Source organism: Enterococcus sp. AAFC-DPL-6103 (assembly GCF_058216595.1).
Genome location: NZ_CM177102.1, coordinates 134155 through 158520 on the forward strand (window position 1 = coordinate 134155; position 24366 = coordinate 158520).

General features: G+C 37.0%; 24 protein-coding genes and 1 riboswitch. Of the genes, 16 read left to right on the forward strand and 8 right to left on the reverse strand.

Annotated features, from left to right (window positions below):
• Positions 1-9: 9 nt before the first annotated feature.
• Positions 10-1602: an ABC transporter permease subunit gene (locus AC4BC3_RS00705; RefSeq protein ID WP_206911105.1), complete on the reverse strand. Its 1593-nt coding sequence runs from the start codon at positions 1600-1602 to the stop codon at positions 10-12.
• Positions 1603-1748: 146 nt separating this feature from the next.
• A riboswitch (Lysine riboswitch) is annotated at positions 1749-1923 on the reverse strand.
• A gap of 283 nt (positions 1924-2206) precedes the next feature.
• On the reverse strand, positions 2207-2500 hold the full coding sequence (locus AC4BC3_RS00710) for a hypothetical protein (protein ID WP_067483415.1): 294 nt from the start codon (positions 2498-2500) through the stop codon (positions 2207-2209).
• 331 nt (positions 2501-2831) lie between these two features.
• Here AC4BC3_RS00710 and AC4BC3_RS00715 point away from each other — a divergent pair, with 331 nt between their 5' ends.
• The 3 genes from AC4BC3_RS00715 to AC4BC3_RS00725 are packed head-to-tail and all read left to right on the forward strand — an operon-like array spanning position 2832 to position 4919.
• On the forward strand, positions 2832-3563 hold the full coding sequence (locus AC4BC3_RS00715) for an NAD-dependent protein deacylase (protein ID WP_490466702.1): 732 nt from the start codon (positions 2832-2834) through the stop codon (positions 3561-3563).
• On the forward strand, positions 3550-4395 hold the full coding sequence (locus AC4BC3_RS00720) for a chorismate mutase (RefSeq protein WP_206911111.1): 846 nt from the start codon (positions 3550-3552) through the stop codon (positions 4393-4395). The genes AC4BC3_RS00715 and AC4BC3_RS00720 overlap by 14 nt, the downstream gene beginning before the upstream one ends.
• A 2-nt stretch (positions 4396-4397) precedes the next feature.
• On the forward strand, positions 4398-4919 hold the full coding sequence (locus AC4BC3_RS00725; RefSeq protein WP_490466703.1) for a transcription repressor NadR: 522 nt from the start codon (positions 4398-4400) through the stop codon (positions 4917-4919).
• Between the two features lie 68 nt (positions 4920-4987).
• On the opposite strand, the gene rsiV is transcribed toward AC4BC3_RS00725, so the two are convergent.
• The 3 genes from rsiV to def form a co-directional block, all read right to left on the reverse strand.
• Positions 4988-5872, reverse strand: coding sequence for an anti-sigma-V factor RsiV (gene rsiV, locus AC4BC3_RS00730; RefSeq protein WP_490466704.1), 885 nt, complete (start codon positions 5870-5872; stop codon positions 4988-4990).
• Between the two features lie 18 nt (positions 5873-5890).
• The gene (locus tag AC4BC3_RS00735) at positions 5891-6394 is read right to left on the reverse strand and encodes an RNA polymerase sigma factor (RefSeq protein ID WP_206911117.1); all 504 of its coding nucleotides are present in this window, start codon (positions 6392-6394) and stop codon (positions 5891-5893) included.
• A gap of 255 nt (positions 6395-6649) precedes the next feature.
• Entirely contained in the window at positions 6650-7213 is a 564-nt protein-coding gene (def, locus tag AC4BC3_RS00740; RefSeq protein ID WP_206911119.1) for a peptide deformylase, read from the reverse strand.
• Between the two features lie 250 nt (positions 7214-7463).
• On the opposite strand from def, the gene rpsO reads away from it, so the two are divergent.
• The 4 genes from rpsO to AC4BC3_RS00760 all read left to right on the forward strand — a co-directional run bounded on the left by rpsO (position 7464) and on the right by AC4BC3_RS00760 (position 12692).
• The gene (rpsO, locus tag AC4BC3_RS00745) at positions 7464-7733 is read left to right on the forward strand and encodes a 30S ribosomal protein S15 (protein WP_010734375.1); all 270 of its coding nucleotides are present in this window, start codon (positions 7464-7466) and stop codon (positions 7731-7733) included.
• 184 nt (positions 7734-7917) lie between these two features.
• A complete protein-coding gene (gene pnp / locus AC4BC3_RS00750) occupies positions 7918-10041 on the forward strand; it encodes a polyribonucleotide nucleotidyltransferase (protein WP_206911121.1) in 2124 nt (707 codons plus the stop codon).
• A 170-nt stretch (positions 10042-10211) separates the two neighbouring features.
• The gene (locus AC4BC3_RS00755) at positions 10212-10466 is read left to right on the forward strand and encodes a GlsB/YeaQ/YmgE family stress response membrane protein (RefSeq protein ID WP_206911122.1); all 255 of its coding nucleotides are present in this window, start codon (positions 10212-10214) and stop codon (positions 10464-10466) included.
• Positions 10467-10691: 225 nt separating this feature from the next.
• Positions 10692-12692, forward strand: a complete 2001-nt coding sequence (locus AC4BC3_RS00760; RefSeq protein ID WP_490466705.1) for a KUP/HAK/KT family potassium transporter — start codon at positions 10692-10694, stop codon at positions 12690-12692.
• 35 nt (positions 12693-12727) lie between these two features.
• Here the strand turns inward: AC4BC3_RS00760 and AC4BC3_RS00765 are convergent, their stop codons facing one another.
• The 3 genes from AC4BC3_RS00765 to AC4BC3_RS00775 all read right to left on the reverse strand — a co-directional run bounded on the left by AC4BC3_RS00765 (position 12728) and on the right by AC4BC3_RS00775 (position 15621).
• Positions 12728-14092: an MATE family efflux transporter gene (locus AC4BC3_RS00765; protein WP_490466706.1), complete on the reverse strand. Its 1365-nt coding sequence runs from the start codon at positions 14090-14092 to the stop codon at positions 12728-12730.
• A 157-nt stretch (positions 14093-14249) separates the two neighbouring features.
• Positions 14250-14573: a DUF960 domain-containing protein gene (locus AC4BC3_RS00770; RefSeq protein ID WP_490466707.1), complete on the reverse strand. Its 324-nt coding sequence runs from the start codon at positions 14571-14573 to the stop codon at positions 14250-14252.
• A 439-nt stretch (positions 14574-15012) separates the two neighbouring features.
• Positions 15013-15621 (reverse strand): 50S ribosomal protein L25/general stress protein Ctc, encoded by a 609-nt coding sequence (locus tag AC4BC3_RS00775; protein WP_206907377.1) that lies wholly within the window; start codon positions 15619-15621, stop codon positions 15013-15015.
• A 320-nt stretch (positions 15622-15941) separates the two neighbouring features.
• On the opposite strand from AC4BC3_RS00775, the gene AC4BC3_RS00780 reads away from it, so the two are divergent.
• The 9 genes from AC4BC3_RS00780 to AC4BC3_RS00820 all read left to right on the forward strand — a co-directional run bounded on the left by AC4BC3_RS00780 (position 15942) and on the right by AC4BC3_RS00820 (position 24305).
• Complete coding sequence (locus AC4BC3_RS00780; protein WP_490466708.1) at positions 15942-16658, forward strand: 16S rRNA pseudouridine(516) synthase; 717 nt, start codon at positions 15942-15944, stop codon at positions 16656-16658.
• A 17-nt stretch (positions 16659-16675) separates the two neighbouring features.
• Positions 16676-17368 carry a YjjG family noncanonical pyrimidine nucleotidase gene (locus tag AC4BC3_RS00785; protein ID WP_490466709.1) on the forward strand — a complete coding sequence of 231 codons (693 nt, stop codon included), beginning with the start codon at positions 16676-16678 and terminating at the stop codon, positions 17366-17368.
• An 84-nt stretch (positions 17369-17452) separates the two neighbouring features.
• A complete protein-coding gene (gene udk / locus AC4BC3_RS00790) occupies positions 17453-18082 on the forward strand; it encodes a uridine kinase (RefSeq protein ID WP_490466710.1) in 630 nt (209 codons plus the stop codon).
• A gap of 142 nt (positions 18083-18224) precedes the next feature.
• Complete coding sequence (locus tag AC4BC3_RS00795; RefSeq protein ID WP_206907383.1) at positions 18225-18824, forward strand: TVP38/TMEM64 family protein; 600 nt, start codon at positions 18225-18227, stop codon at positions 18822-18824.
• A gap of 55 nt (positions 18825-18879) precedes the next feature.
• Positions 18880-19380, forward strand: coding sequence for a GNAT family N-acetyltransferase (locus AC4BC3_RS00800; protein ID WP_206907384.1), 501 nt, complete (start codon positions 18880-18882; stop codon positions 19378-19380).
• A 324-nt stretch (positions 19381-19704) separates the two neighbouring features.
• Positions 19705-21078, forward strand: coding sequence for a hypothetical protein (locus AC4BC3_RS00805; protein ID WP_490466711.1), 1374 nt, complete (start codon positions 19705-19707; stop codon positions 21076-21078).
• Positions 21062-21511, forward strand: coding sequence for a YaiI/YqxD family protein (locus tag AC4BC3_RS00810; protein ID WP_490466712.1), 450 nt, complete (start codon positions 21062-21064; stop codon positions 21509-21511). Before AC4BC3_RS00805 ends, AC4BC3_RS00810 begins: the two co-directional genes overlap by 17 nt.
• A 259-nt stretch (positions 21512-21770) precedes the next feature.
• Entirely contained in the window at positions 21771-22847 is a 1077-nt protein-coding gene (locus AC4BC3_RS00815; protein WP_206907389.1) for a D-alanine--D-alanine ligase, read from the forward strand.
• 108 nt (positions 22848-22955) lie between these two features.
• Complete coding sequence (locus AC4BC3_RS00820; RefSeq protein ID WP_490466713.1) at positions 22956-24305, forward strand: UDP-N-acetylmuramoyl-tripeptide--D-alanyl-D-alanine ligase; 1350 nt, start codon at positions 22956-22958, stop codon at positions 24303-24305.
• Positions 24306-24366 lie beyond the last annotated feature (61 nt).

Below are 24366 nucleotides of genomic sequence, written 5' to 3' on the forward strand. Positions count from 1 at the left end.
TCTTCCTCCTTATTCTTGCAAGTTTGAATTTTCGACTTCCTCAATTTTTGTGTAAGCTGAAGGGCCATCGATTTTCTTTTCAACAAAACGCAAGATTCTCGTAATTGTAAAGGTCATAACTAAATAAATAATCCCTACAATCGTAAAGGTTTGGAAGAATTGGAAGTTTGCCCCAGAAGCAGAATTACCTTGGAAGAACAAGTCTGCTACACCAATTACACTCAATACAGCTGTGTCTTTAATGTTGATTACAAATTCATTACCTGTTGCCGGTAAGATATTTCGTAGGACTTGAGGAATCACAACTTTACGCATCGTTTGACCATGTGTCATCCCAATGGCTTGTGCGGCTTCAAATTGTCCTTCATCAACTGCAAAAATACCACCACGAACGATTTCTGTCATATAAGCACCTGTGTTGATCGAAACAATAAATAATGCAGCAATCGTCCGGTTCAATGAAATACCAAATGCCAAGGCCAATCCATAAAAGATAACCATTGCTTGTACCATCATTGGTGTGCCACGGAAAATTTCAATATAAATCGAAAGTAAGCCGTTAGCGATTTTTTGGAAGAAGCGGGTCACTTTATTGTCTGATTCTGGAATGGTACGGAAAACGCCAATGAGTAAGCCAAGAGTTGTACCTACTATTGTACCGATCAATGCGATGAATAACGTAAGGCCTGCCCCACGGAGAAACATTTCTCCATATTGATTCCAAATGTTTTTAAAGTCTGTGAAGATGCCAGATTGTTCTTCATCATCACTCGAAGCAGGTTGGTCTTTGATTGCTTGGTCCATCAGTGCTGTACGATCATCTTGTGAGATACCTGAAAGAATCTCATTGACTTTTTGAATATCCCCATCATTTTTGCGCATCCCGATAGCAATTTGAACATCTTCAGCATTTGTTTCAAAACCATTGTCACCTGTGAATTCTAACATTTTTAAGTCTTTATTCACGCTAGTAGCTGTAACTCCTTCAGGACGTTCACTGACGTAACCATCGATCATTCCAGAAGCTAAGGCAGTTCTCATAGCAGAGAAATTATCCATTGCTTGTTGTTTTTGAACGTTTGGAATTTGATCGATGACGCTATAATGGAACGTATTTAGTTGTGCAGTGATTTTTGCATTTTCTAAGTCAGCTAATTTTTTTGCATTCGCAAAGTTACTGTCTTTTTTTACTACGACAACTAATTGAGATTCATAGTAAGGATCTGTAAAATCAATTTCTTTTTTTCTTTCCGCAGTTGGGCTCATCCCTGCGACGATTGCATCAATTTTTCCTGATTGTAGGGCAGGTGCTAGACCGTCCCATTTTGTTTGGACGATAACCAAGTTTTTGCCTAAGCCGTCAGCAACTTTTTTAGCAATTTGAACATCATAACCACCGGCAAAACTTTTTTGTCCATCAATTGGCAGTGCACCGTTCTTATCTGTTTGCTGAGACCAGTTGAATGGTGCATAACCAGCCTCCATTCCCACGCGAAATTCGTTGTCGGGTGTTTTTTCGTCTGCAAAACCAGATGTGCTTAAGCTAAATAATGAAAAGATAAATGCAAATAATACGGTAACTGAAACAAAATTTTTATTCATGTTCTTTCTCCTCTTCTTTCTGATACATCTTGAACGAGCGGTCCGATTGAACAATGAGTTGCAGCTGCTTATCTAAAAAAAAAAAAACGACCATCAAACTTGTAAATACAAAATGGTCGTTAAAATTATCGGTCGATAAACCCCTCACAAACCATAGCGCAACTTAGCATCACTGCTAAGACAGTCCGCAAGCTATTAACTTGCGTCCCAACGTAAACTTTAAGCAAAAAAGAGTACATTTCGGCGATCCTCCCTAGTCCTGTTTCAACATGTTTGCTTCACTCCACAGGGGTAATGATTCTCGCGACCTCTACCTCATTGATTGAGGTAATCCCGTATTCAGTTATTTATACAAAAAGAAGTTTACGTTATTCTGAAGGCTTTGTCAATCAATTCCCATTATTTTTCTGAAAATTGTTGATAAACATAGAAAACATTGGATAAATTTAAAGAGTTTATGAAAAGAAGGGGAAAGATATGTAGCGGAAAAAGAGAATAATTATGCAATTGGTGAATGTGAAAAAGCAAAAAAGAAACTACGGCAATCATCAAAAAAACGAAAATTGCTGTAGTTAGTCAAACTAGATTGATCGTTTATTAACTGTTAGGCTGCGGCTTTTGGTTCGCGACCTAAGATTGCTTGTAAAATAACTGTTACACCATAAATTGCTAAGACTAGATAAATTAGGCTAGAATACTGTGTGATTCCCCAACCCCATGTGCGATAAACGGCTAATGTGATAGCTAAAACAATTGCAGCAATAACGTTAAATAACGCGAATGCCCATAGATTGCCGTTTTCTTTACGTACGAAATAGAAGATAGAGAAAAAGACACTTAAGGCTAGCCAAGCGATGCATGCTAAAATAACGCCCCAGTAAATGAAAAATGGTACCATATTGATTCACCTCTCTTTTATACAGCCTGTATTGTAGCACGTTTTCATTTCTTTGTCAGTCGTCATTGTGATAAAATTCGCAATGACTGGAATCGTTTTACTTTTTAAGCATCTTTTTCTGCTAAATTTTGATTGTTTACTAAGTGCAAATGACAGATAAAGTATCATAAATCGTAAATGAAAGACGCACACATTTTGGTAAATTAAGTGTCTGGCTAACAAAACGAAAAATTTAGCTCGGTTGTACAGATAGGCAATAAATTTTTTAATAAATTGTTTCTCTCACTTTCTTTTTTGTTGAAATCGGTATAATAGAGAAGAGGTGAGGAAGATGAGTAATCAAAAAATTAGAAAAGTAGCGCAAGAAATTTTAACCCATCATTCGGTAACTTTTTTAACAGGAGCAGGGGTTTCGACACCTTCGGGAGTTCCAGACTATCGTTCGTTAAAAGGTGTCTACGCAGGATTGGAACAGCCAGAATATTTATTAAGTACTCAAGCAATGGAACACGAACCAGAAAAATTTTATTCTTTTGTAAAAAAACTATATCATCCTCAGGCAGAACCTAATATCATTCACTTAGAAATAGCACAATTAGCAACAAGTAAGCAAGTTGTTGTTGTATCACAAAATATTGATGGGTTACACGAGCGAGCAGGAAGCAAGCAATTAGTCAATTTTCATGGGAGTCTGTATCATTGTCATTGTCGAAAGTGTGGCGAGGCTGTATCGTGGCAAACGTATTTAGAAAGTGACAGACACCAAGGATGCGGTGGGCAAGTTCGACCAAATATCGTTTTATATGGTGAAGGATTTCAACAATCGACGATTGAAGCAGCAGTTTCTGCAGTAGAACAAGCTGATGTCGTTGTTATTGTAGGAACAAGTTTTCAAGTACATCCTTTTTGTGATCTGATAGAGTACAGGAAAAAAAATTCTAAGATAATCGTTATCAATCAAACGCCAATTTTACTTTCAATGGAACATTCATTTATTCAAGAAGATGGTGCAAAAGTATTTCAAAAAATTCATGAAATGAGGATCAATAATGACAGAGTTTAAAACAGAAAAAGAAAAAATGATTGCAGGTGAACTTTATTTTGCAGGTGATCCTGAATTAGTGGCAGATCGAAATTTTGCACGAGAACAAGCAAAATTGATTAACCAATCAGAGGATTCAGCGATTCGCTCACAATTAGTCAAAGAGACTTTTGGTAAAACGGGCGAAAACATCTATGTTGAACCAGCAATCAATTTTGATTATGGATACAATATTTGTGTTGGCGAAAACTTTTATGCCAATTTTAATAATACTTTTTTGGATGTAAGTACTATTGAAATTGGTGATAATTGTATGTTCGCACCGAATGTTCAATTGTATACGGCAACCCACCCACTGCATCCAGTGAAAAGAAATAGTGGTTTAGAGTATGCAAAACCAATCAAAATTGGAAACAACGTATGGTTGGGCGGAGGAGTCATTGTTACACCTGGTGTTACTTTGGGAAACAATGTTGTTGTTGGTGCTGGTTCAGTTGTAACAAAATCTTTTCCAGATGATGTTGTCATTGCGGGGAATCCTGCACGAGTAATCAAAACGCTTAGTGTGGAAAAAGCAGCACCATCATTAGCAAATTTACGTGAGCAAGTGGATGTTATCGACCGAAAATTAATTGAGTTGTTAGAAAAACGATTGGATGTAGTTACCGAAATCAGTCAGTTGAAACAAGAAACTCATCAAGCGATTTTAGATGAGAAACGTGAACGAGAAGTTTTAGAAAAAGTAAAAAAATGGGTGAAAAATCCAGATTATGAAGAAACAACGTTAGCTATGTATAACGACTTAATGAAGCAATCACGCGATTATCAATTAAAATTACGTGAGGAGGAGTAAGGATGGTAGAAGGGGAACTACGTCGGCAACAAATCATGCAGACATTGGCAAGTGCAGAAAAACCAATTAGTGCAAGCAAGTTTGCTAAAAAATTTGGTGTTAGCCGCCAAATCGTCGTAGGGGACATTGCCTTGCTCCGCGCAGCAGGAGAAGAAGTGGTTGCAACAGCACGTGGATATATTTTGGAATCAAATGAAACAAATACAGGTTTTGTTAGCAAGATTGCTGTACAACATGAACGTCAACAAACGGAAGAGGAGTTGCGAATTATTGTTGAACACGGGGGGGAAGTAATTGATGTTATTGTAGAACATCCACTGTATGGTGAACTTGTGGGCATGTTACACTTAAAAACGAAACAAGACATAGCTTCCTTTATGAAACGTTATGAAAAAAGCCAAGCAACGTTACTATCAGAATTGACCTCAGGCATTCATTTACACACCATTCGCTACCCTGATGAAGCTACTTTAAAAAAAATCAAACGTGTATTGTCAGCTGCACATATCCTTTATGAAGACTAAAAAATGAAAAAAGTTCGCTTGAAAAATCAACTATTCGGTCGATTTTTCAAGCGAACTTTTAGCATTATTTAACTTAAATAATTAGGTGAAGCTAATTGTTGTTGGATGATTTTGGTTGGAATCACGAATTCAGGCGTTCCCATATAATAAGGTGCTACTTCTCCTTGAGCAAAAGTAATAGTCAATTGATGTTTGGCATTGATATAGAACGTTTGATTTGGCTTGATTTGATTGAATGGTTGGACATCAGTTGGTTGGTCAGTTGCTTCAGACCAATAAATTTGATTCGGGTCAGCTTGCATCTGTTCATTCATTTGTTGTTTGATCTCTTCACTGATGATAGACAGATAATCTTCATTTTTAAAAATTAATGGTAAAGATACCACGACATTCAACTTTTTATCAATCGTATCGTATTGGGTCGTTGTGGCAGAACTTCCTTGAATCTGAGTCAATGTTCGTTTGACTACTAAAAACCGAGAATCATCCACAACTTTTTCAAAATCTCCAGTAACAGAAACACGCGAGCCATCATAAAATTGTTTTTTGACTTGTTGAAATTCAGCTTGAGCTTCTTTTAGGTATTTTTGATTTAAAGCATTGGCAACTTCTGTTGGTGTAGCTGTTTCGATTTTTGGTACATCAATCGCTATCTGGCTATTTTCTTTTTTGGCTGTTAAAGTTTGCAACGTAACCAATTGTACTAACTTATCGAAACCGGGAAGGACACTAGCAGCTTCACCAACGCCCGGAAATAAATTGACAGCTAGTATAAATGTTAATGCGAGTGCCAAAGCACTTTGAGCGGTATGATTTCGAAAACGTCTCCAAGAATATTTTCTCTTTTCTTTATGAAAGAGATCAGTCACTTGTGTGTGTAAGTCTTCTGGCAATGTTTGCTGACGATATTGCTTTGAAAAATTTCTGATTACTGTTTTTACAAAGTCTTTCATGGAAATCTTCTCCTTTGATTATTTTAGTTTGCTTCTTAATTCATTCAAGCTTCGATATAGTTTTGTTTTGATCGTGTTCTCATTTAGCGATAAAATGACAGAAATCTCTTTGAGGGTAAAGCCTTCAAAAAATTTTAATAAGATGATTTCACGATTAGGACTGCTGATCTGATTGATGATTTCTTCTATTTCAATATAACTGTGTTGCGAGTCATTCAAGAAAGACCATGACTGTTCACTTTGATCAAGATGTTCGGCTTCGCGTTTGTTTTTTCGCCAAAAATCAATGGAAACAGAAATGAGGATTCGAAAAAACCAACCATTAAATTCTTCGATTTCCTGAAAATTTTTCTTTTGAATAGCTTTCAATGCTTTTTCAAAACTTTCTTGGATGATATCTAGTGCATCTTCCTTTGAATGGGAATAGTTAAAGGCCAGCCGATACATTTTTTCATACTGTGTGTCCGCCAGTTCTTCTAACGCTTTTATATATTTTCTTCTTTTCCAACCATCGAAAACCATTTGTCTGGGGTACCCTCCTTTCTCATCTACTTATATAGACGAATTAGGTTGTTAAAAAGTTTCATATTTTTCATTTTATTTATGCAGAATGGATGATATGTAAGAAAACAAGCGAAATTGGGGTAGGAAAGCTTGTTCTTTCTGAGAATAAAAAACAAAAAAATAAACTCGTCAACCAATGAGAAGGGGGCGAGTTTATTTTTCGACGATATTTTTTTCTGTTGAACCAAGAAGTGCTAACCTAAATCATCTACCTTAATCGATGACAAGCACGCCTTCTTTAAGCGAAAATGGATTAGCTTCATTGATGTGGTCATAGAACATAACCCCATTGATGTGATCGATTTCGTGTTGAACAACAATCGCTTCGTAGTTTTTTAAACGAATTTTTTGTTTTTGTCCGTTTGCATCATAATAAGAAATCGTTACTTTTGCATGACGAACGACATAGCCTGGAACTTCACGATCGACAGATAAGCATCCTTCGCCTTCACCAAGACAAGCGTCTTGAACAGAGTGGCTTAAAATTTTTGGATTATACATTACTGTACTTAAAGTGGGTTCTGTTACTTCGGGATCTGCACTAGGTACATGAACGGCAATGATCCGTTTTGAAATGTCTAATTGAGGTGCAGCTAGACCGACGCCTCCACGTAAGTTTAGTTCTTCTGCTTTAACAGGATCTTGACTGTTTTTTAGAAATTCAATCATTTCTTTTCCTAATGCGATATCTTCCTCACTAAGTGGAAGAGAAACTTCGCTTGCTACTTCACGTAAAGTTGGATTGCCTTCACGAATAATATCATCCATTGTAATCATGGAAAATGACTCCTTTCATCTAAGACTTGAATAAGACAAGTCACTTTTCGCACTATAGTGTAACATAAAATAAAAAAAGTAGTAGTTAGATTGTTTGAAAACTATTCTTCTTAATGATTCTTTACTTGATTTATAGCATCATTTCAGGTAAAGTATAGCTGTGTGTTTAAGCACACGTCCTGTCACTTGGTTAAGCGAATCACCAACGTTTTACTCAGTCACAGGGAAATATTCGAAAGAGGTGGAAACAATGGCAATTTCAAAAGAACGTAAAAACGAAATCATTAAAGACTATGCACGCCATGAAGGAGATACTGGTTCTCCAGAAGTACAAATCGCTGTATTAACTGAAGAAATCAATCACTTGAATGAACATGCACGTGTTCACAAAAAAGATCACCATTCATACCGTGGCTTGATGAAAAAAGTTGGTCACCGTCGTAACTTGTTAGCTTACTTACGTAAAACTGACGTTCAACGTTACCGCGAATTGATCCAACGTCTAGGTCTACGTCGTTAATTTAATTTAAAGAGAGTGAGGTTCACATGAATCTCACTTTTTTTACTGTGAAACTAAAAGAAACTGTGATCAAGCATGATGGACTCCTACTAACCAAATGAAAGTTGCTAACTGGCTAAAAAGGATTGGCGGTTTTCATTTGTTTAGTAGCGTCTTGCTTTCACGAAAAGGAAAAGGAGAAGTTATGTCAGAAAAACAAGTATTTAAAATGATGTGGGGAGGCCGTCCCTTAGAAGTAGAAGTCGGCCAATTAGCAAAACAAGCAAATGGAGCTGTTTTAGTTCGTTATGGAGATACTGTGGTATTAAGTGCGGCAGTTGCCTCTAAAGAAGCAAAAGATACAGACTTCTTTCCATTAACAATCAACTATGAGGAAAAAATGTATGCGGCTGGTAAAATCCCAGGTGGGTTCATCAAACGCGAAGGTCGTCCAAGTACAGAAGCAACGTTGACAGCACGTTTGATTGACCGCCCAATCCGCCCAATGTTTGCGGAAGGCTTCCGTAATGAAGTTCAAGTGACAAATATCGTAATGAGTGTTGAGACAGATTGTTCACCAGCGATGGCTGCTATGCTAGGTTCATCTTTAGCATTATCTATTTCTGATATTCCTTTTGATGGCCCAATTGCAGGGGTTGAAGTCGGTCGTGTAAATGGCGAGTATGTCTTGAATCCAACTGTTGAGCAAGCAGAACAAACGGATATCGAGCTTTCTGTGGCAGGAACAAAACAAGCCATTAACATGGTTGAAAGTGGCGCTAAAGAAGTTTCTGAAGAAGATATGCTTGGTGCATTGCTTTTTGGTTTTGATGCAATCAAAGAATTAGTCGCTTTCCAAGAAGAAATTGTTCAAGCTGTCGGCAAAGAAAAAATGGAAGTTACTTTATTGCAAGTAGATGCAGATCTTAAAAAAGAAATTTTTGCTGCTTCATACGAAACAATGAAAACTGCCGTGATGACGGAAGAAAAACTTGCGCGTGAAGACAATATCGAACAAGTAAAAATCGATATTCGTGAAGCATATGCTGAAAAATTTGTGGATCATGAAGATGAAGCACATTTAGCTAAAGAAGTGAAACAAATTACAGAAGACCTAGAAAAAGATGTTGTTCGTGAATTGATCACGATTGACAAAATTCGTCCAGATGGTCGTAAATTAGATGAAATTCGTCCACTTGCTTCAGAAGTTGGCTTATTACCACGTGTTCATGGTTCTGGTTTATTTACTCGTGGACAAACACAAGCATTATCTGCTTGTACACTGGCACCATTAGGAGAACATCAAATTATTGATGGCCTAGGGGTTGAAGTAAGCAAACGATTCATTCATCACTATAATTTCCCACAATTTTCTGTTGGTTCAACTGGTCGTGCAGGTTCACCTGGCCGTCGCGAAATTGGACATGGTGCTTTAGGTGAACGTGCATTGGCACAAGTTATTCCGGCTGAAGAAGATTTCCCTTACACGATTCGTTTAGTAGCAGAAGTTTTAGAATCAAATGGTTCTTCTTCTCAAGCAAGTATTTGTGCAGGTACATTGGCATTGATGGATGCAGGTGTTCCAATTAAGGCACCAGTTGCTGGTATTGCAATGGGACTTGTTTCTGATGGCGAAAACTACACAATCTTAACAGATATCCAAGGGCTAGAAGATCACCTTGGCGACATGGACTTTAAAGTTGCTGGAACAAAAGAGGGAATCACTGCTTTACAAATGGATATCAAGATTCAAGGGATCACTGAACAAATTCTAAAAGAAGCATTGGCTCAAGCAAAACAAGCACGTATGGAAATCTTAGAAGAATTGACTTCAACGATTGCTGCACCACGTGAAGAATTAAGCCAATACGCACCGAAAATTGAAATGATCCAAATCGAACCTTCTAAAATTAAAGATGTGATTGGTAAAGGTGGCGACACGATTAACGGAATCATTGAAGAAACTGGTGTTAAAATTGATATTGATCAAGATGGTAAAGTAAGTATTGCCTCTGCTGATTCAGAAATGATCAAAAAAGCAATCAAGATCATCGAAGATCTTACAAAAGAAGTGAAAGTTGGCGAAGTTTACTTAGGTAAAGTTGTCCGAATCGAAAAATTTGGTGCATTCGTTAACCTAATTAAAGGAAAAGATGGCTTAGTTCATATTTCTCAATTAGCAAACGAACGTGTCAACAATGTTGAAGATGTCGTTAAACTTGGTGACGAAGTTCTTGTAAAAGTAACAGAAATCGACAAACAAGGTCGTGTAAACTTATCTAGAAAAGTTTTATTGAACGATGATGAAGCTTCAAAAGAAACAAAATAAAAATTGATTTGTTAAAAGCTGAAAGCGAGACATTCTAAATGTTTCTGCTTTCAGCTTTTTTTGTGAGAAAAAATAGCTCGTGAAATTTCCACTAGAAAAAGGTTATCCATTGGTAAGACGGACTGAATAAGCGTAAAATCATTTATAGAAAGACTGGAGGAGGACGTGACATGTTAAGCTTTTTGGGTGTGCTCATTATTGGTGGTATATTAGGAATGATAGCCGGAGCCATTTTGGGAAAAGATGTTCCTGGTGGCTGTACAGGAAATATTGTCATAGGTGCTCTGGGTAGTTGGTTGGGTGAATGGATTTTAGGTGAATTTGGCCCAGTAGTTGTAGACGTTTATTTGATTCCAGCTTTGCTTGGTGCAATCTTGTGCTTAATCATTTATTACTTTATTATTGAGCGCTTATTTCGTAGCTAAAAGACTTACTAAAAGTGGTTGACACATAGAAGGTTTCCTAAGATAATGAGAGGAAGTTTAGGAAATAAACGGTAAAAATAATGATTTTAGGTTGCTAGCGGAGCAAAAATATCGCTGGTTTGATGCTTTTTATCAGATTCAAGTGATAGTTGTTTTGGCTGTTGCTTGAATCTTTTTTATTTTGTTTTCTAAATGCTAATTGGGGACAGAAATGAGGGAGAAAAGTTGACAACAAAAAAGAATGTCAAAAAATTGTCAGCTGCAGGTCTTTTGGTAGCAATGGGTGTAGTTTACGGTGATATCGGAACTAGCCCATTATATGTAATGAAGGCAATTGTAGGTGATAACGGAGGGCTGCAGGGAATTAATCCTGACTTTGTCATTGGGGCAGTTTCGCTAATTTTTTGGACATTGACTTTATTAACAACAATTAAATACGTTGTGATTGCATTAAATGCGGATAATCATGGAGAAGGTGGTATCTTTTCCTTGTATACCTTAGTGAGAAAAGGCGGTAAATATTTAATTATTCCGGCAATGATAGGTGGCGCGGCATTACTTGCTGATGGTGTATTGACACCAGCAGTGACAGTCACAACCGCAATCGAAGGATTGAGAGGAATCCCACAGTTCTTTGAACGATTTGGAAATGATCAAACAATTATTGTAATCATTACTTTAGTGATCATCTTGTCCTTATTTATGGTCCAACGTTTTGGTTCCGAATTGGTTGGGAAAGCATTTGGTCCAATCATGTTCTTATGGTTCACTTTTTTGGGCGTGATGGGGGTCATGAATTTTAGTCAAGACTGGACAGTGTTACGTGCACTCAATCCTTATTACGCAATTCAGTTATTACTTAGTCCAGATAATCGGCTAGGTTTATTTATTTTAGGAAATGTTTTTTTAGCAACAACCGGGGCAGAAGCATTGTATTCAGATTTAGGTCATGTTGGGAAGATGAATATTCGTTTGAGCTGGCCATATGTTAAGCTTTGCCTGATGTTAAATTACTTTGGACAAGCAGCTTGGTTAATCAATGTTTATCAAAATCCAGATATTCAAGAAATTGAAAATCTGAATCCATTTTTCCAAATGATGCCAAATAGTTTAACTGGTTTTGGAGTTGGATTTGCCACAGTCGCTGCGGTAATTGCTTCACAAGCATTGATTTCAGGTTCGTTTACGTTAGTCTCTGAAGCAATCAAATTGAAACTATTGCCAAGATTGAAAATTATGTATCCCGGAAGTAGCATTGGCCAGATGTACATTCCAGCAGTAAACTTTATGCTATGGCTAGCTTGTTCGATTATCGTGATTACCTTTAGAACGTCACATCGTATGGAAGCAGCATATGGATTATCAATTACAGTTACGATGTTGATGACGACGGCACTGCTCTATTTTTATTTGATTCAAAGTGGACATAGTCATTGGCTGGCGCATCTTGTGACCTTTTTCTTTGGGGCAATTGAAATAGTTTTCTTTTTATCAAGTATTGTGAAGTTTTTCCATGGTGGTTTTGTGGCGGTCTTGATCGCTTTACTTATTTTGACTGTCATGTTTATCTGGGAAAGAGGAAATATTATTCGAGAGTCTGTGGCAGAAGATGTGCCACTTCGTGAGTATATCCCTCAATTAGCAAAATTGAGAAAAGATACTTCATTACCTGTTTATCAAACAAATGTAGTCTTTTTGGTTCCTAATATGGAAGACGACCAGATTGGAAAACAATTTGTTTATTCGATTTTAGATAAGCGACCAAAACGTGCAGCTGTTTATTGGTTTGTGCATGTAGAAGTTACGGATGAACCTTACACGAAAGAATATCAAATTGAAATGATGGATACAGATTTCATTGTTCAAGTAAAACTGTTCCTTGGTTTTCGTGTAGAGCAGGAAATCAATGTCTATATCCGTCAGATCATTCACGATTTGATGAAGGAAGGCCGATTGCCAAAACAACCACAACGTTATTCACTCACGCCTGGAAGAGAAGTGGGCGATTTCCAATTTATTCTGATTGATGAAGTGTTGTCGAATGTCACGTCCTTAAACAAATGGGATCGACAAATCATGCAAGCAAAACTCGCTATCAAAAAATATGCAACATCGCCAGAAACATGGTTTGGTTTAGAGTACAGTGAAGTCAAACATGAAACAGTTCCATTATTTATTGGGCGTACACGTAAAACTTGGTTGAAAGAACGAAAAGAAAATGAGTAAAAAAAGGTTGGGACAAAATTTTGTCCCAACCTTTTTTATGCTTCCATAGTACGCTCTAACTGTTGTTGCTCATCCAATTTGCGTAGCTTTTTCATTGCTTTGAAATAAGAATAAAGTAATACGGCAACGGAACCAATCCATGCTAAAGGTGAGGCGGCAGCAGCACCAGGATAGCCCCATAAAGCGGTTAGGAAAATGGCCGCGAATGAACGCATGATAAGTTCCATAATCCCAGCAATTGTCGGAATCTTACTTTGACCAAGACCTTGCAACGTATAGCGTAAAATAAATAAAATTGCTAGTATCCAGTAAAGCGAACCATTGATAGTAAAATAAATTTGTGCTAACTCAAATACACGCGTTTCACTGGCATCTACGAATAGGTGGACAAAAGAGTGACCAAAGATGATCACAACAGCCCCTGCAACGAGACTAAAGCCACCACTCATCAAGAGGCACTGCTTCACCCCTTTTAATATACGGCCATATTCTTTGGCACCATAATTTTGAGCGGTAAATGTCGCCATCGTGATGCCAAACGACATCATTGGTTGCGTGGCGAATTGATCGATTCGACCTGCTGCTGCTTGGGCGGCCACAACGTCTGTCCCTAGACTATTAAGAGCTGATTGTAAGATGATTGCTCCAATAGCGATAATTGATGCTTGAAAGGCCATTGGTAACGAAATATTTAAGTGGGTACGAATCTCTTTTTTATCGAAAACAAAATCTTTTTTTCGTAATTGAAGTAGCGGAATTTTTCTTTTGATATAGACCAAACAAAGTAGACTCGATGCGACTTGCGCAATCACTGTTGCAATCCCAGCACCTTCTACTCCCATGCCAAAATGAATAATAAAAACTAAATCTAAAACCACATTGATAATAACAGCGATAATCAGGAAAAAAAGAGGTGTACGACTGTCCCCTAAAGCACGAATGACATTTGATAATAAATTGAAACTCATTGATGCGAAAATCCCCATCAAAATGATTGAAATAAATGATTGGGCTTGATCAATAATTTCTGAAGGAGTTTGCATGAGCTGTAGCATCGGACGGATGAATAAGAGACTGAGAACGGTTAAAACGATTGTAACGACGAGACTAATGATGATGCTAGTAGCAAAACTTTTCTTTAGACCACGATAATCTTGGGCACCAAAACGTTGAGCTGTGATAATTGCTAAACCTGCTGTGAGCCCTTGGGCAAAACCGATAATCAAAAAAGTTAAGCTTCCAGTTGAACCAACAGCGGCTAAAGCATTCTTCCCTAAAGTTTGACCTACAATGATCATGTCGACCATATTGTAAAATTGTTGGAAAATATTCCCAATCAAGAGGGGAATCGTAAAAATAAAAATTAGTTTTGCTGGATTCCCTTTGGTTAATTCACGCATCTGTACAACTCCTATTCGTAACATATTTAGTTAGTAGTATAGAGTTTTTATTGTGGAAATACTATAGAAAATTCGTGAAAATCAAAAAAGCTAAGGCTTGGAATTTTCTCCAAGTTCTCAGCTTTCTTTTTTCATTAAAACCTAAACTATTTTTAGACTAGTATTGTTTAATTTCGCTAGGTAAAAGAATCGTTTCTCTTGTCCCATCATCATAAGCATAAACTTGTGTAGGAAACTGACTAGAATATGCAAATGGCAAATCAATATCCATCTCAACAGAACTTCCTGGTTGAGAAAAGTGTATAGTTACTTTTCCATGATTGTTAACAATATCAAAGGCAAGGATATTGTCTAATGGAATAACTCCCTTGAGGTCTAAGTCAATAATAAACCAGATACTGTCGATCAATTCACCGGGCATACTCGATACAACACCGACAGAGGCATAACGATTGCGTTCGCTATCAAAACTTTCAAACATCTGTTTAACCTCCTTAGTTTCTTCAATCCTTCTACAAATAGTATAAGACAAATTGAAAAAACTTGCTTTTGTGAGGGTTTATTCTAATAAAGATTAGTTAAAAATGCAACAATAAGTAGTCAATTTGTCTTAAAGGATTCTTTTTTTAATGATTTTTAAAAAAGTAGAGGAGGTCGGACGTGTGACGTCGACCCCCTCTAAAATTTGTGCGTTACTTGAAGTGGTGTTAAAAACAAGCCTAAATTTCACAAAAATATGAAAAATAAATTCTGGGAATGTATTTTTCTTTATTGGAGCTGACTGATTGGCACCACAACCTTTATGCACGGTGTTCCCCAAGCAACTCCTCGAGATAGCTTGAGTCATTCCAAAATATGAAAAGCTATTTTGAGTGACTACTCACCATCTATTCGGAGCTGACCGCTTGGCATCACGACCTTTATTCTTCAGTTGAACCAATTACTTCTGGTTCACTTGCTTCGGCTGTCTCAGTTTCTTCTACTTGTGCTTCGACAACTGCTGCAATTTGTTCTTCACCATCAGTAATCACGGTGTAATCTTTGTTTGCAGGAAGATCAGCAACTGTAATTGAGTCGCCAATGTTCAAATCAGTTACATCGACTTCGATACGTTCTGGTAATTTATCTGGTGTAGCTGAAACAATTACTGTATACAAGTTTTGAGCTAATACACCACCAGATTTAACGCCAGCAGATTCTCCCACAAGAAGAACTTCTGTTTCAACTTCGGTATCTTCTGTCATGTTGACAGATAAAAATTCAACGTGTTCGAAATGATTGTTGAATGTATTGGTTTGAACTTTATGAACTAAAGTGTTCACTTTTTTGCCATCAACGTCCATGGTAATAACTGTATTAGCACCATTTTCACGCAACATTTTGCTGAATGTTTGTCCATCAAATGAAATAGGTGTACTTTCCATTTGGTAGCCATAAACCACTGCAGGGACCTTTCCTTCGTGACGCAATTGATTTCTTAATGAACGGGGACGTACTGCTCTTTTACTTACTTCTAATGATACTGACATAACCTAAATTCCTCCTTAAAATGTGATTGTCTTAGGTCATAAGACAAGTTTTATTTAAGTGAATTTGCATGGCTAATCTCTTGCACATTATTGGGTTGTGCGTTTAAAAAAACGCAAAAAGACAGATGCGTACATCTGTCTAAGGAAAGTTATGATTCAACTTTTCTCCACCAGGTCATTACGCTGTGTATGAGAAATCCGATTCACTTTACCTATTAACCGTAGCGCGAATCAAAAGTTAAGTCAAGGAATAAGGTGTTTGTTCGTTTGCAAGCGACTGATTTCAAGTTATAATGCTCTTTAGTAAGAGAGGAACTGGTATGCGATTAGACAAATTGATTGAGAAAGAATTACAAACAACGAGAAAAGAAATGAAACGCTTGTTTACGATGAAAAAAGTCAAGATAGACGGTGTAATCGAATTTCAAGAAAATCGGAATGTCGATAGTTTATTACATGAAATTGAAGTAGCGGGCGAGAGATTGCAAACAAATGAGGTATATTATCTTTTGAATAAACCAAGTGGTGTGGTGACGGCTGTGAACGATTCAAATAGGGTAACAGTCATCGACTTGATTGCATCTGCAGATCAACAACCAGCACTTTATCCTGTTGGTAGGTTAGATCGAGATACGACAGGGTTATTATTGCTAACAACCAATGGACAGTTGGGGTACGAATTACTTTTGCCTGATAAAAAAGTAGAAAAAACATATCAGGTTACTGTAAATGCTCAATTAGGGGAAGAAGATATTCAAGCTTTTGCTTCAGGAATTATTTTTGCAGATGGGACGAAATGTCAGCCAGCGAGATTAACAATTAGTTATGCTAATTCAAAAGAAAGTCAGGCATTGCTGACGATTCAGGAAGGAAAATTTCATCAAGTGAAGAAAATGTTTTTGGCGCAAGGAAAAAAAGTGAATGCTTTGACCCGAACCTCAATGGGACCTTTAACGTTAAATCAACAATTGGCACCAGGTGCTTACCGCGCACTGACATTGACTGAGCTGCGACAACTGAGTGATTATTTTAAATGAGAGAGGACGAAAATTAAATGAAATATACTACTTTATTATTTGATGTGGATGATACTTTATTGGACTTTCAAAAAACAGAAGAACGTGCACTTAATGAATTATTCGCTGAGCAAGGAATCGCACTGACTCCGGAAGTAAAAACGAGTTATAAAGCATTGAATCATCATTTATGGCAAGAATTTGAAAAGGGAAACATGACAAGAGAAGAAGTAACAGGAAATCGTTTTGGTTTGTTGTTCCAACAATTTGGTCAAACGGTAGATGGCCCTCAAATGGAAGCAAGATATCGTCATTACTTGAATCAAGGTCATGACTTAGTAGAAGGCAGTCGTGAATTGATCCATTCTTTAGCGCAAAAAGCGAATCTTTATATTGTAACGAATGGTGTTTCACAAACACAGTATCAACGTCTAACAGATGCGGAATTATTACCTTACTTCAAAAAAATATTTGTTTCTGAAGATATAGGTGCGCAAAAACCAATGAAAGAATTTTTTGATTACGTGTTTGATCGAATCCCAGAGTTGGATCGAGAAAAAACTGTCATCATTGGTGATTCACTAACTTCAGATATCCAAGGAGGGAATCAAGCGGGCATTGATACGATTTGGTTCAATAAAAATCAATTGCCAGAAAGCGATATTACACCTACTTACCGAATTGATTCATTAGCTGAAATCCATACTATTTTAGAGAATGGAAATGAATAATTTTCAGAAAAATCGTAGCATTTTCATATTTTTCCGCTATAATAGATAGGAATGAAAAATAGGATATGAAAGAGGTTTTAGTTAATGACAAAAAGCAAGCCAATTATCATTGGTGTGACGGGCGGATCAGGAAGCGGAAAAACGAGCGTCAGTCGTGCGATTTTTAGTAATTTCCCGGATCACTCGATCATGATGCTTGAACAAGATTCGTATTATAAAGATCAAAGTCATCTTAGTTTTGAAGAGCGGTTGAACACAAACTATGACCACCCATTTGCTTTTGATAACGACTTACTAATTGAGCATGTCGAAAAATTATTGAACTATGAAGCCATTGAAAAACCCGTTTATGACTATGTAGAGCATACTAGAAGTCAAGTGACGATTGTTGAAGAGCCAAAAGAAGTCATTATTCTTGAAGGAATTTTGATTTTGGAAGATGAACGTTTACGTGAGTTGATGGATATAAAATTATATGTTGATACGGATGACGATATTCGCATCATTCGTCGTATCAAACGAGACATGGAAGAACGAGGCCGTACGTTGGATTCTGTTATTGAACAATATTTAACGGTAGTGAAACCAATGTACCATCAATTTATTGAGCCAACGAAACGATATGCAGATATTATCGTTCCAGAAGGTGGCGAAAATCACGTAGCAATCGATTTGATCAATACAAAAGTGGCTAGCTTCTTAAATCAAAATTAGGTACGACTTTTTACTAATAGCAGTTGGCTGAATCAATATTTCCGGTTGAGTTTTGACTAGAAGATTCAGCAGCTGCTTTTTTCTGTGGAACTTTTTCTAAAAACGTAGGTATGAGAAAATTTAAGAGAGATGGAGACTTGCTATGGAAAATTATCGATCAGCAATTCGGCGAATCATTCAGTTTTTACCTATAGTTGGTTTTAGCTTGTTTTTCATACTTGCCATCTATGCGTATCGCCATGGAATTTTTCAATCAACGGATTCGTTACAAGTATTTATTCAACAATTTGGTCAATATGCTGTATTGATTTTTATTTTGTTACAAATTATCCAAGTAATCATTCCTATTCTGCCCGGTGGTATTTCATCTGTTGTCGGCATGTTGATGTTTGGAACGGGATGGGGACTGGTTTATAGCTACATTGGTTTAGTGATTGGTGAAGCACTTGGCTTTTTACTTGTGCGTTACTATGGCGTAAACTTTGTTCAATTGATCCTATCACCAAAAAAATATCAAAAATTTGATCAATTATTGACCACACATACTCAAAACATCCGCCGATTTTTGATTTGGACATTGATTTTACCTTTTGCACCAGATGATCTCGTTTGCTTAGTGGCTGGTCTAACAAAAATGTCTTTTCGTGAATACATACGAATTATTTTGATTCTAAAGCCCTGGTCAGTCGGAGTGTATGGACTTCTGATGCTTTATTTATTTAGAAAAGCACAAGGTTTGTAGCATTTGTTTTTTCATGGAATAATAGCAACAACTTGTACAGAAAGGAAGTCAGTCAATGTTAGAAAAAAAGCGTGTAACAACAGAAGAAGAACTAGACCAGCTTTTACCAATCATTCATGATGTTTGGCAAGAAGCATTTGTTCCGATTATTGGTCAAGCGCAAGTGGACTACATGTTAGCTACTTATCAATCAAAAGAACAAATCCAAAAAGAATTAGGCAATGATGTGTATTATTTTTTATTGATAAAAGATGATCAACCTGTTGGGTACACAGCATATGAAAAATTCGAGTCTAGCATTTACTTAAGCAAATTATATTTATTAGCAAGTGTGCGTGGTCAAGGACTAACTTCAGCAGTTTTCGATTGGTACGAAAAACTTGCAAAAAAAGAAAAAGTATCCGAAATTTTCTTGCGTGTGAATCAAGATAACCTTCATGCAATCGACGTTTATAAACATCAAGGGTTTCAGTTGGAAGAAGAATTAATCTCAGATATTGGCGAAGGATTCCAAATGGTTGACTATAAAATGAAAAAAGAACTCGCATACCGGTGAAACTTGTGATAAAATAGTCACATGCGACGGGTCGAGAAGGTCTCTGGTTTACAGAGTGCCTAATTGATTTTGGAGGCACGCGATGTTTTTCATCACCTACCGGATGTAGGCAGTGTCGGGTAAGACTTTTGTGGAGAAGGGCTTATCTACTTGTTTATTCAAGTACCAGTTGAGGCACGACAAAATGTCGTGCCTCTTTTTTTATCAAGATGTTTGGAGTGCGACAACAGGCTGATAAAATTGGTTTGTCCACTCTTTAATGTTAAACTTGAACTAACTAAAGGTCATGAGAGTTTGTCATTGACCGTCTGAGGAGTTTTGATTATGTTAGACAGACTGAAACAAATTGGTCGTAATTTTACTGAAACCGCCCCTTTTGTTTTGAGTAATACGGTGATTTTTATTCCGTATCTTTTATTTTTGAGCTTAAATAATGGTTATGGTTGGGCAACCGTTTTACCATTTACTTTGTTTTATACCTTTCGGATGACAGGGCTATTTTTGATTCGCGGAATACATGCTGGCTTAGACAGCTATACTTTGCTGATGATCTCGCTTTTAGTTGGTGGTGCAGGCTCCCTGTTTGGCTTGTTCGGGTTATTGTCATTTCCTTTGTTCTATCTCTCGGCGATTTGCCTAGGACTTAGTGCTGCTTGGCTAGTCCCTGCAAATGTTACAGTTAACTTCCACGAAAAACAACAGGGATTTATCAATATCAAGGGCAAAAAATATGTTTATGCGTTAATTATGCTAGTACTTCTATATGAGGTTGTTCGCTTGCCGATGCCTTTGCAATTAGCGGCGACATTAGCTTTTTATACGTTACTTTATGTGATGGCCTATCATACAGTCAAACATTATCCACGGTATGAGTTAGATTTCAAAGATGTACAAAGAAATTTGGTTGAAAAGAAAGAATTGCTTTTATTTTTTGGCTTTTTCATTTCTCTTTTCTTATTGCGAACTGCGCGATTGTTGATGGACACAGCATTATTTGATGTTGCTATTTTCAGTAGTTTATTGTTGTATATTTTGATCACATTTTATTTAAGTCGCAAGAAACAGTCATGGGTGTTACCCAATTGGTTGAATTTATTAACTTTTTTAGATGGTATGATTGGTAATTTTCTGTTTTTATTTGGCACTTTTTATCTAGGGATCACTGCTGGTTTTGACCAATTAGCCACATCACTTTATTTTCCATATATTACTGGGCTGATTTTGGCAAAGCTAGTTGGACCAGCTTTAATGAAGAAATTACCTGAAAGTCATTCGATTGCTAGTCACTGCTTAGGATTACTTATTTCATTTGGGGTATTCTTTATCCCAAATGCTTTCTCAATTGGAATATTTCTATTAAGCTTTGTTCACACATTGCTTGGTAGCAATTTAAATAAAATGTACGAACAGTTAGATGAAATTTCACCAAATCAACGTTTAATCGTGAAGTATACAACGCAAAATAAAGGGAGTTTGACCCATCAATTTTTCTTGATGGGTGTCCTACTGTTCTCAACGAAGCAGTTGGGGCAACCTATACGGTTTTTATTACGAATGATAGGTACTAGGAAACAGTCCGCTGGAAGCATTCAATTATTAGAACAGGCAAAGTGGCTCAACTTAAGTATGCTGATTCTTCTGACAGTTATTGTTTATTATTTATGGAAGGAAGCGAAAAAGAATGCGACTATTCATTGATGGAGATGGCTCCCCAGTTAAAGATGATGTGATTCAAGTGGCACGATCTTTTGATTTGGAAGTCGTAATTGTAACGAGTGTCGATCACTATACGACGAAGGAGTATCCCGAAAATGTACGCTTTATTTATGTTGATCGTGGTGCAGACAGTGCAGATTATAAAATTGTTGGTTTGATCCATGCGGGTGACTTTTTAGTTACACAAGATTATGGCTTGGCTTCTCTAGTATTAGCGAAAGGTGTTCGTGTATTTCATCAAACAGGTAAAGAATTTGATGAAACAAATATTGATACCTTATTAGAACAACGTTATCATAGTAGCAAGTTAAGGAAAGCGGGTTTGCGGACAAAAGGTCCCAAACCGTTTACGCAAAAAGAGCATGAGGCTTTTGTATCTGCGTTAACTAATGCAGTGAAAGAAATTTGTAAATGAAAACATCTTTTTGTACGAAATTTTTAATACTAATTGAATAAAATAAAAAAGATCAGGTTGGAAAATTACTTGGTCTTTTTCTTTTGGTTAGCGTAATGAGGAAAAGTAAAAAATATTTTCAAAGGTGTTTATCGTGAAAAAAATTTGAGAATGATTTTTGTCGCACTTTTTTGCAAATAAGTTGGTCGATTATTTTCATTTTGTGCTAAAATATGGAGGTAAATCACTGAATGATTTGAAAATACAGGAGGACAATCTTTTGAAGATTACTTTACTATATGGTGGACGTAGTGCAGAACACGACGTATCTATTCTTTCGGCGTTTTCTGTTTTAAATGCCATTTATTATGCATATTACCAAGTTCAACTCGTTTTTATTAGCAAAGATGGACAGTGGGTCAAGGGTCCTTTATTAACAGAAAAACCTGATAGCAAAGAATTGCTGCACTTGACATGGGATCCAAGTGGCAAAGTAACAGAAGGATTCACGGGAGAAGTCATTAATCCAGGTGAAATCAAAGAAGAAGGAACAATCGTTTTTCCAGTTCTTCATGGGCCAAATGGAGAAGATGGGACGATTCAAGGATTTTTGGAAACATTGAATCTACCTTACGTTGGTGCAGGTGTACTGACAAGTGCTTGTGCAATGGATAAGATTATGACGAAGTACATTTTACAAGCCGCTGGTGTACCACAAGTCCCTTATGTACCCGTGTTAAAAAATCAATGGAAAGAAAATCCGAAAAAGATTTTTGATCAATGTGAAGGTTCCCTATTGTATCCAATGTTCGTCAAACCAGCAAATATGGGTTCCAGTGTTGGAATTACTAAAGCTGAAAACCGCGAAGAGCTTCAAAATGCGTTGGAGACTGCTTATCAATTTGATTCTCGTGCAATCGTAGAACAAGGAATTGAAGCGCGTGAAATCGAAGTAGCTGTTTTGGGTAACGAAGACGTGCGAACAACGCTACCAGGAGAAATTGTGAAAGATGTTGCTTTTTATGACTATGATGCAAAATACATTGACAATAAAATAGAAATGAAAATTCCTGCTGAAGTACCTGAAGAAGTACATCAAAAAGCGCAAGAATATGCAAAATTGGCTTATACAATGCTTGGTGGCAGTGGGTTAAGCCGTTGTGACTTCTTCTTGACAAGTAAAAATGAGTTGTTCTTAAATGAGTTAAACTCAATGCCAGGATTCACTGAATTCAGTATGTATCCTTTATTATGGGAAAACATGGGATTAAAATACGGAGATTTGATTGAGGAATTGATTCAACTGGGAATGAACCGTTTTGAACAGCGACAAGGATTTTTTGAGGCACACGAATAAAAAAGAAGGGGTGTGACAGTTACTGTCGCAACCCCTTTTTATGAATAGACAGGCGTTTTAGAAAAGAGAACTTTTTTATGAAACGACCTTTTTGAGGGGAGAAAATACATGAAGGTAACGAGTCAAGAAATCGCAGAAGCTCTTTCTAGTCAGTGCGAGAAGATCGTTGAAGTCACAAATGTTGAATTTGATAGTCGTAAAGTCACAGAAGGTAGTTTGTTCGTGCCACTTGCGGGTGCACGTGATGGCCATGAATTTATTCAACAAGCCATTGAAAATGGAGCAGTAGCTACTTTTTGGAGTTGGGATATGGCTCAAGCACCTACAGAAATTGCAGTGATTCCAGTCAAAGACACATTGAAGGCAATGCAAGAACTTTCAACATACTATTTAGCAAAAGTTGGTGCAGAAGTTATTGCAGTTACAGGGAGCAACGGAAAAACAACAACGAAAGACTTGACTGCTTCTGTTTTAGCTCAACGATACCGGACGTATAAAACACAAGGGAACTATAACAATAACATTGGCTTACCCTATACTATTTTGCATATGCCTGAAGAAACAGAAAAATTAGTTTTAGAAATGGGTATGGATCATGCGAATGAAATCACGGAGTTATCTCAAATGGCACAGCCAAAAGTTGCTGCAATCACTATGATTGGGGAAGCCCATATTGAAAATCTTGGTTCGCGTGAAGGAATTGCAAAAGCAAAAATGGAAATCGTTGATGGCTTGGCAAAAAATGGTTTGTTCATTATTCCAGCGAATGAGCCATTATTGCAACCACTAATTAAGAATCTACCACAGAAAGTAACAACATTTGGGCTTTCGGAAGGCGACATACAAGGAGAGGTAACAAAGGAAGAAAAAACAGCTACGACATTTAAAGTAGCGGACGAATCATTCACGATACCACTACCAGGGAGTTATAATGTAACGAATGCGTTGATTGCTTACACGATCGGTCGTTTCTTTGATCTATCAATTGAAGAAATTCGCCAAGGTTTGGCGACAGTTGCAATCACGCAAAATCGAACGGAATGGTTAACAGCTGGAAATGGTGCAGCGATTTTGAGCGATGTTTATAATGCAAATCCAACAGCGATGGGATTAGTTTTAGAAACTTTCCAAAACTTACCAACTAATGGACACCGTTTCGCAGTTCTTGCTGATATGCTAGAACTTGGTCCTGACTCGCCAACAATGCACGCCCAAATGAATGAACATATTGACCCTGATAAATTTGCAGGAATCTTTTTATATGGTAGTCAAATGAAACATTTACGTGATGCACTGCAAGCAAGTAGTGAACTACCTGTTTTTTATTTTGAAAAAGATAAGCAAGCTTTGATTCAAGAAATTGAAACGCAATTGGAAGCAGAAGACAGTATTGTTTTAAAAGGAAGTAATGGAATGGGCTTATACGAAGTGGTCGAAAGATTACAAAAGTTCAATTAAATTTATGGTTACAGCATGGGTACGAGAAATCGTACTCTTTTTTGTTTAAATTTTTATTGCT

What these genes read in the sequence shown, in the direction of transcription:
- AC4BC3_RS00720 (WP_206911111.1), top strand. Translation starts at nt 3,550, where the DNA reads ATGACAGAGTTTAAAACAGAAAAAGAAAAAATGATTGCAGGTGAACTT.
- AC4BC3_RS00755 (WP_206911122.1), top strand. Translation starts at nt 10,212, where the DNA reads ATGTTAAGCTTTTTGGGTGTGCTCATTATTGGTGGTATATTAGGAATG.
- AC4BC3_RS00785 (WP_490466709.1), top strand. Translation starts at nt 16,676, where the DNA reads ATGAAATATACTACTTTATTATTTGATGTGGATGATACTTTATTGGAC.
- def (WP_206911119.1), bottom strand. Translation starts at nt 7,213, where the DNA reads ATGATTACAATGGATGATATTATTCGTGAAGGCAATCCAACTTTACGT.
- AC4BC3_RS00775 (WP_206907377.1), bottom strand. Translation starts at nt 15,621, where the DNA reads ATGTCAGTATCATTAGAAGTAAGTAAAAGAGCAGTACGTCCCCGTTCA.
- AC4BC3_RS00800 (WP_206907384.1), top strand. Translation starts at nt 18,880, where the DNA reads ATGTTAGAAAAAAAGCGTGTAACAACAGAAGAAGAACTAGACCAGCTT.
- AC4BC3_RS00735 (WP_206911117.1), bottom strand. Translation starts at nt 6,394, where the DNA reads ATGGTTTTCGATGGTTGGAAAAGAAGAAAATATATAAAAGCGTTAGAA.
- AC4BC3_RS00795 (WP_206907383.1), top strand. Translation starts at nt 18,225, where the DNA reads ATGGAAAATTATCGATCAGCAATTCGGCGAATCATTCAGTTTTTACCT.
- rsiV (WP_490466704.1), bottom strand. Translation starts at nt 5,872, where the DNA reads ATGAAAGACTTTGTAAAAACAGTAATCAGAAATTTTTCAAAGCAATAT.
- rpsO (WP_010734375.1), top strand. Translation starts at nt 7,464, where the DNA reads ATGGCAATTTCAAAAGAACGTAAAAACGAAATCATTAAAGACTATGCA.
- AC4BC3_RS00710 (WP_067483415.1), bottom strand. Translation starts at nt 2,500, where the DNA reads ATGGTACCATTTTTCATTTACTGGGGCGTTATTTTAGCATGCATCGCT.
- AC4BC3_RS00820 (WP_490466713.1), top strand. Translation starts at nt 22,956, where the DNA reads ATGAAGGTAACGAGTCAAGAAATCGCAGAAGCTCTTTCTAGTCAGTGC.
- AC4BC3_RS00805 (WP_490466711.1), top strand. Translation starts at nt 19,705, where the DNA reads ATGTTAGACAGACTGAAACAAATTGGTCGTAATTTTACTGAAACCGCC.
- AC4BC3_RS00715 (WP_490466702.1), top strand. Translation starts at nt 2,832, where the DNA reads ATGAGTAATCAAAAAATTAGAAAAGTAGCGCAAGAAATTTTAACCCAT.
- AC4BC3_RS00770 (WP_490466707.1), bottom strand. Translation starts at nt 14,573, where the DNA reads ATGTTTGAAAGTTTTGATAGCGAACGCAATCGTTATGCCTCTGTCGGT.
- AC4BC3_RS00810 (WP_490466712.1), top strand. Translation starts at nt 21,062, where the DNA reads ATGCGACTATTCATTGATGGAGATGGCTCCCCAGTTAAAGATGATGTG.
- AC4BC3_RS00705 (WP_206911105.1), bottom strand. Translation starts at nt 1,602, where the DNA reads ATGAATAAAAATTTTGTTTCAGTTACCGTATTATTTGCATTTATCTTT.
- AC4BC3_RS00725 (WP_490466703.1), top strand. Translation starts at nt 4,398, where the DNA reads ATGGTAGAAGGGGAACTACGTCGGCAACAAATCATGCAGACATTGGCA.
- udk (WP_490466710.1), top strand. Translation starts at nt 17,453, where the DNA reads ATGACAAAAAGCAAGCCAATTATCATTGGTGTGACGGGCGGATCAGGA.
- AC4BC3_RS00765 (WP_490466706.1), bottom strand. Translation starts at nt 14,092, where the DNA reads ATGCGTGAATTAACCAAAGGGAATCCAGCAAAACTAATTTTTATTTTT.
- pnp (WP_206911121.1), top strand. Translation starts at nt 7,918, where the DNA reads ATGTCAGAAAAACAAGTATTTAAAATGATGTGGGGAGGCCGTCCCTTA.
- AC4BC3_RS00780 (WP_490466708.1), top strand. Translation starts at nt 15,942, where the DNA reads ATGCGATTAGACAAATTGATTGAGAAAGAATTACAAACAACGAGAAAA.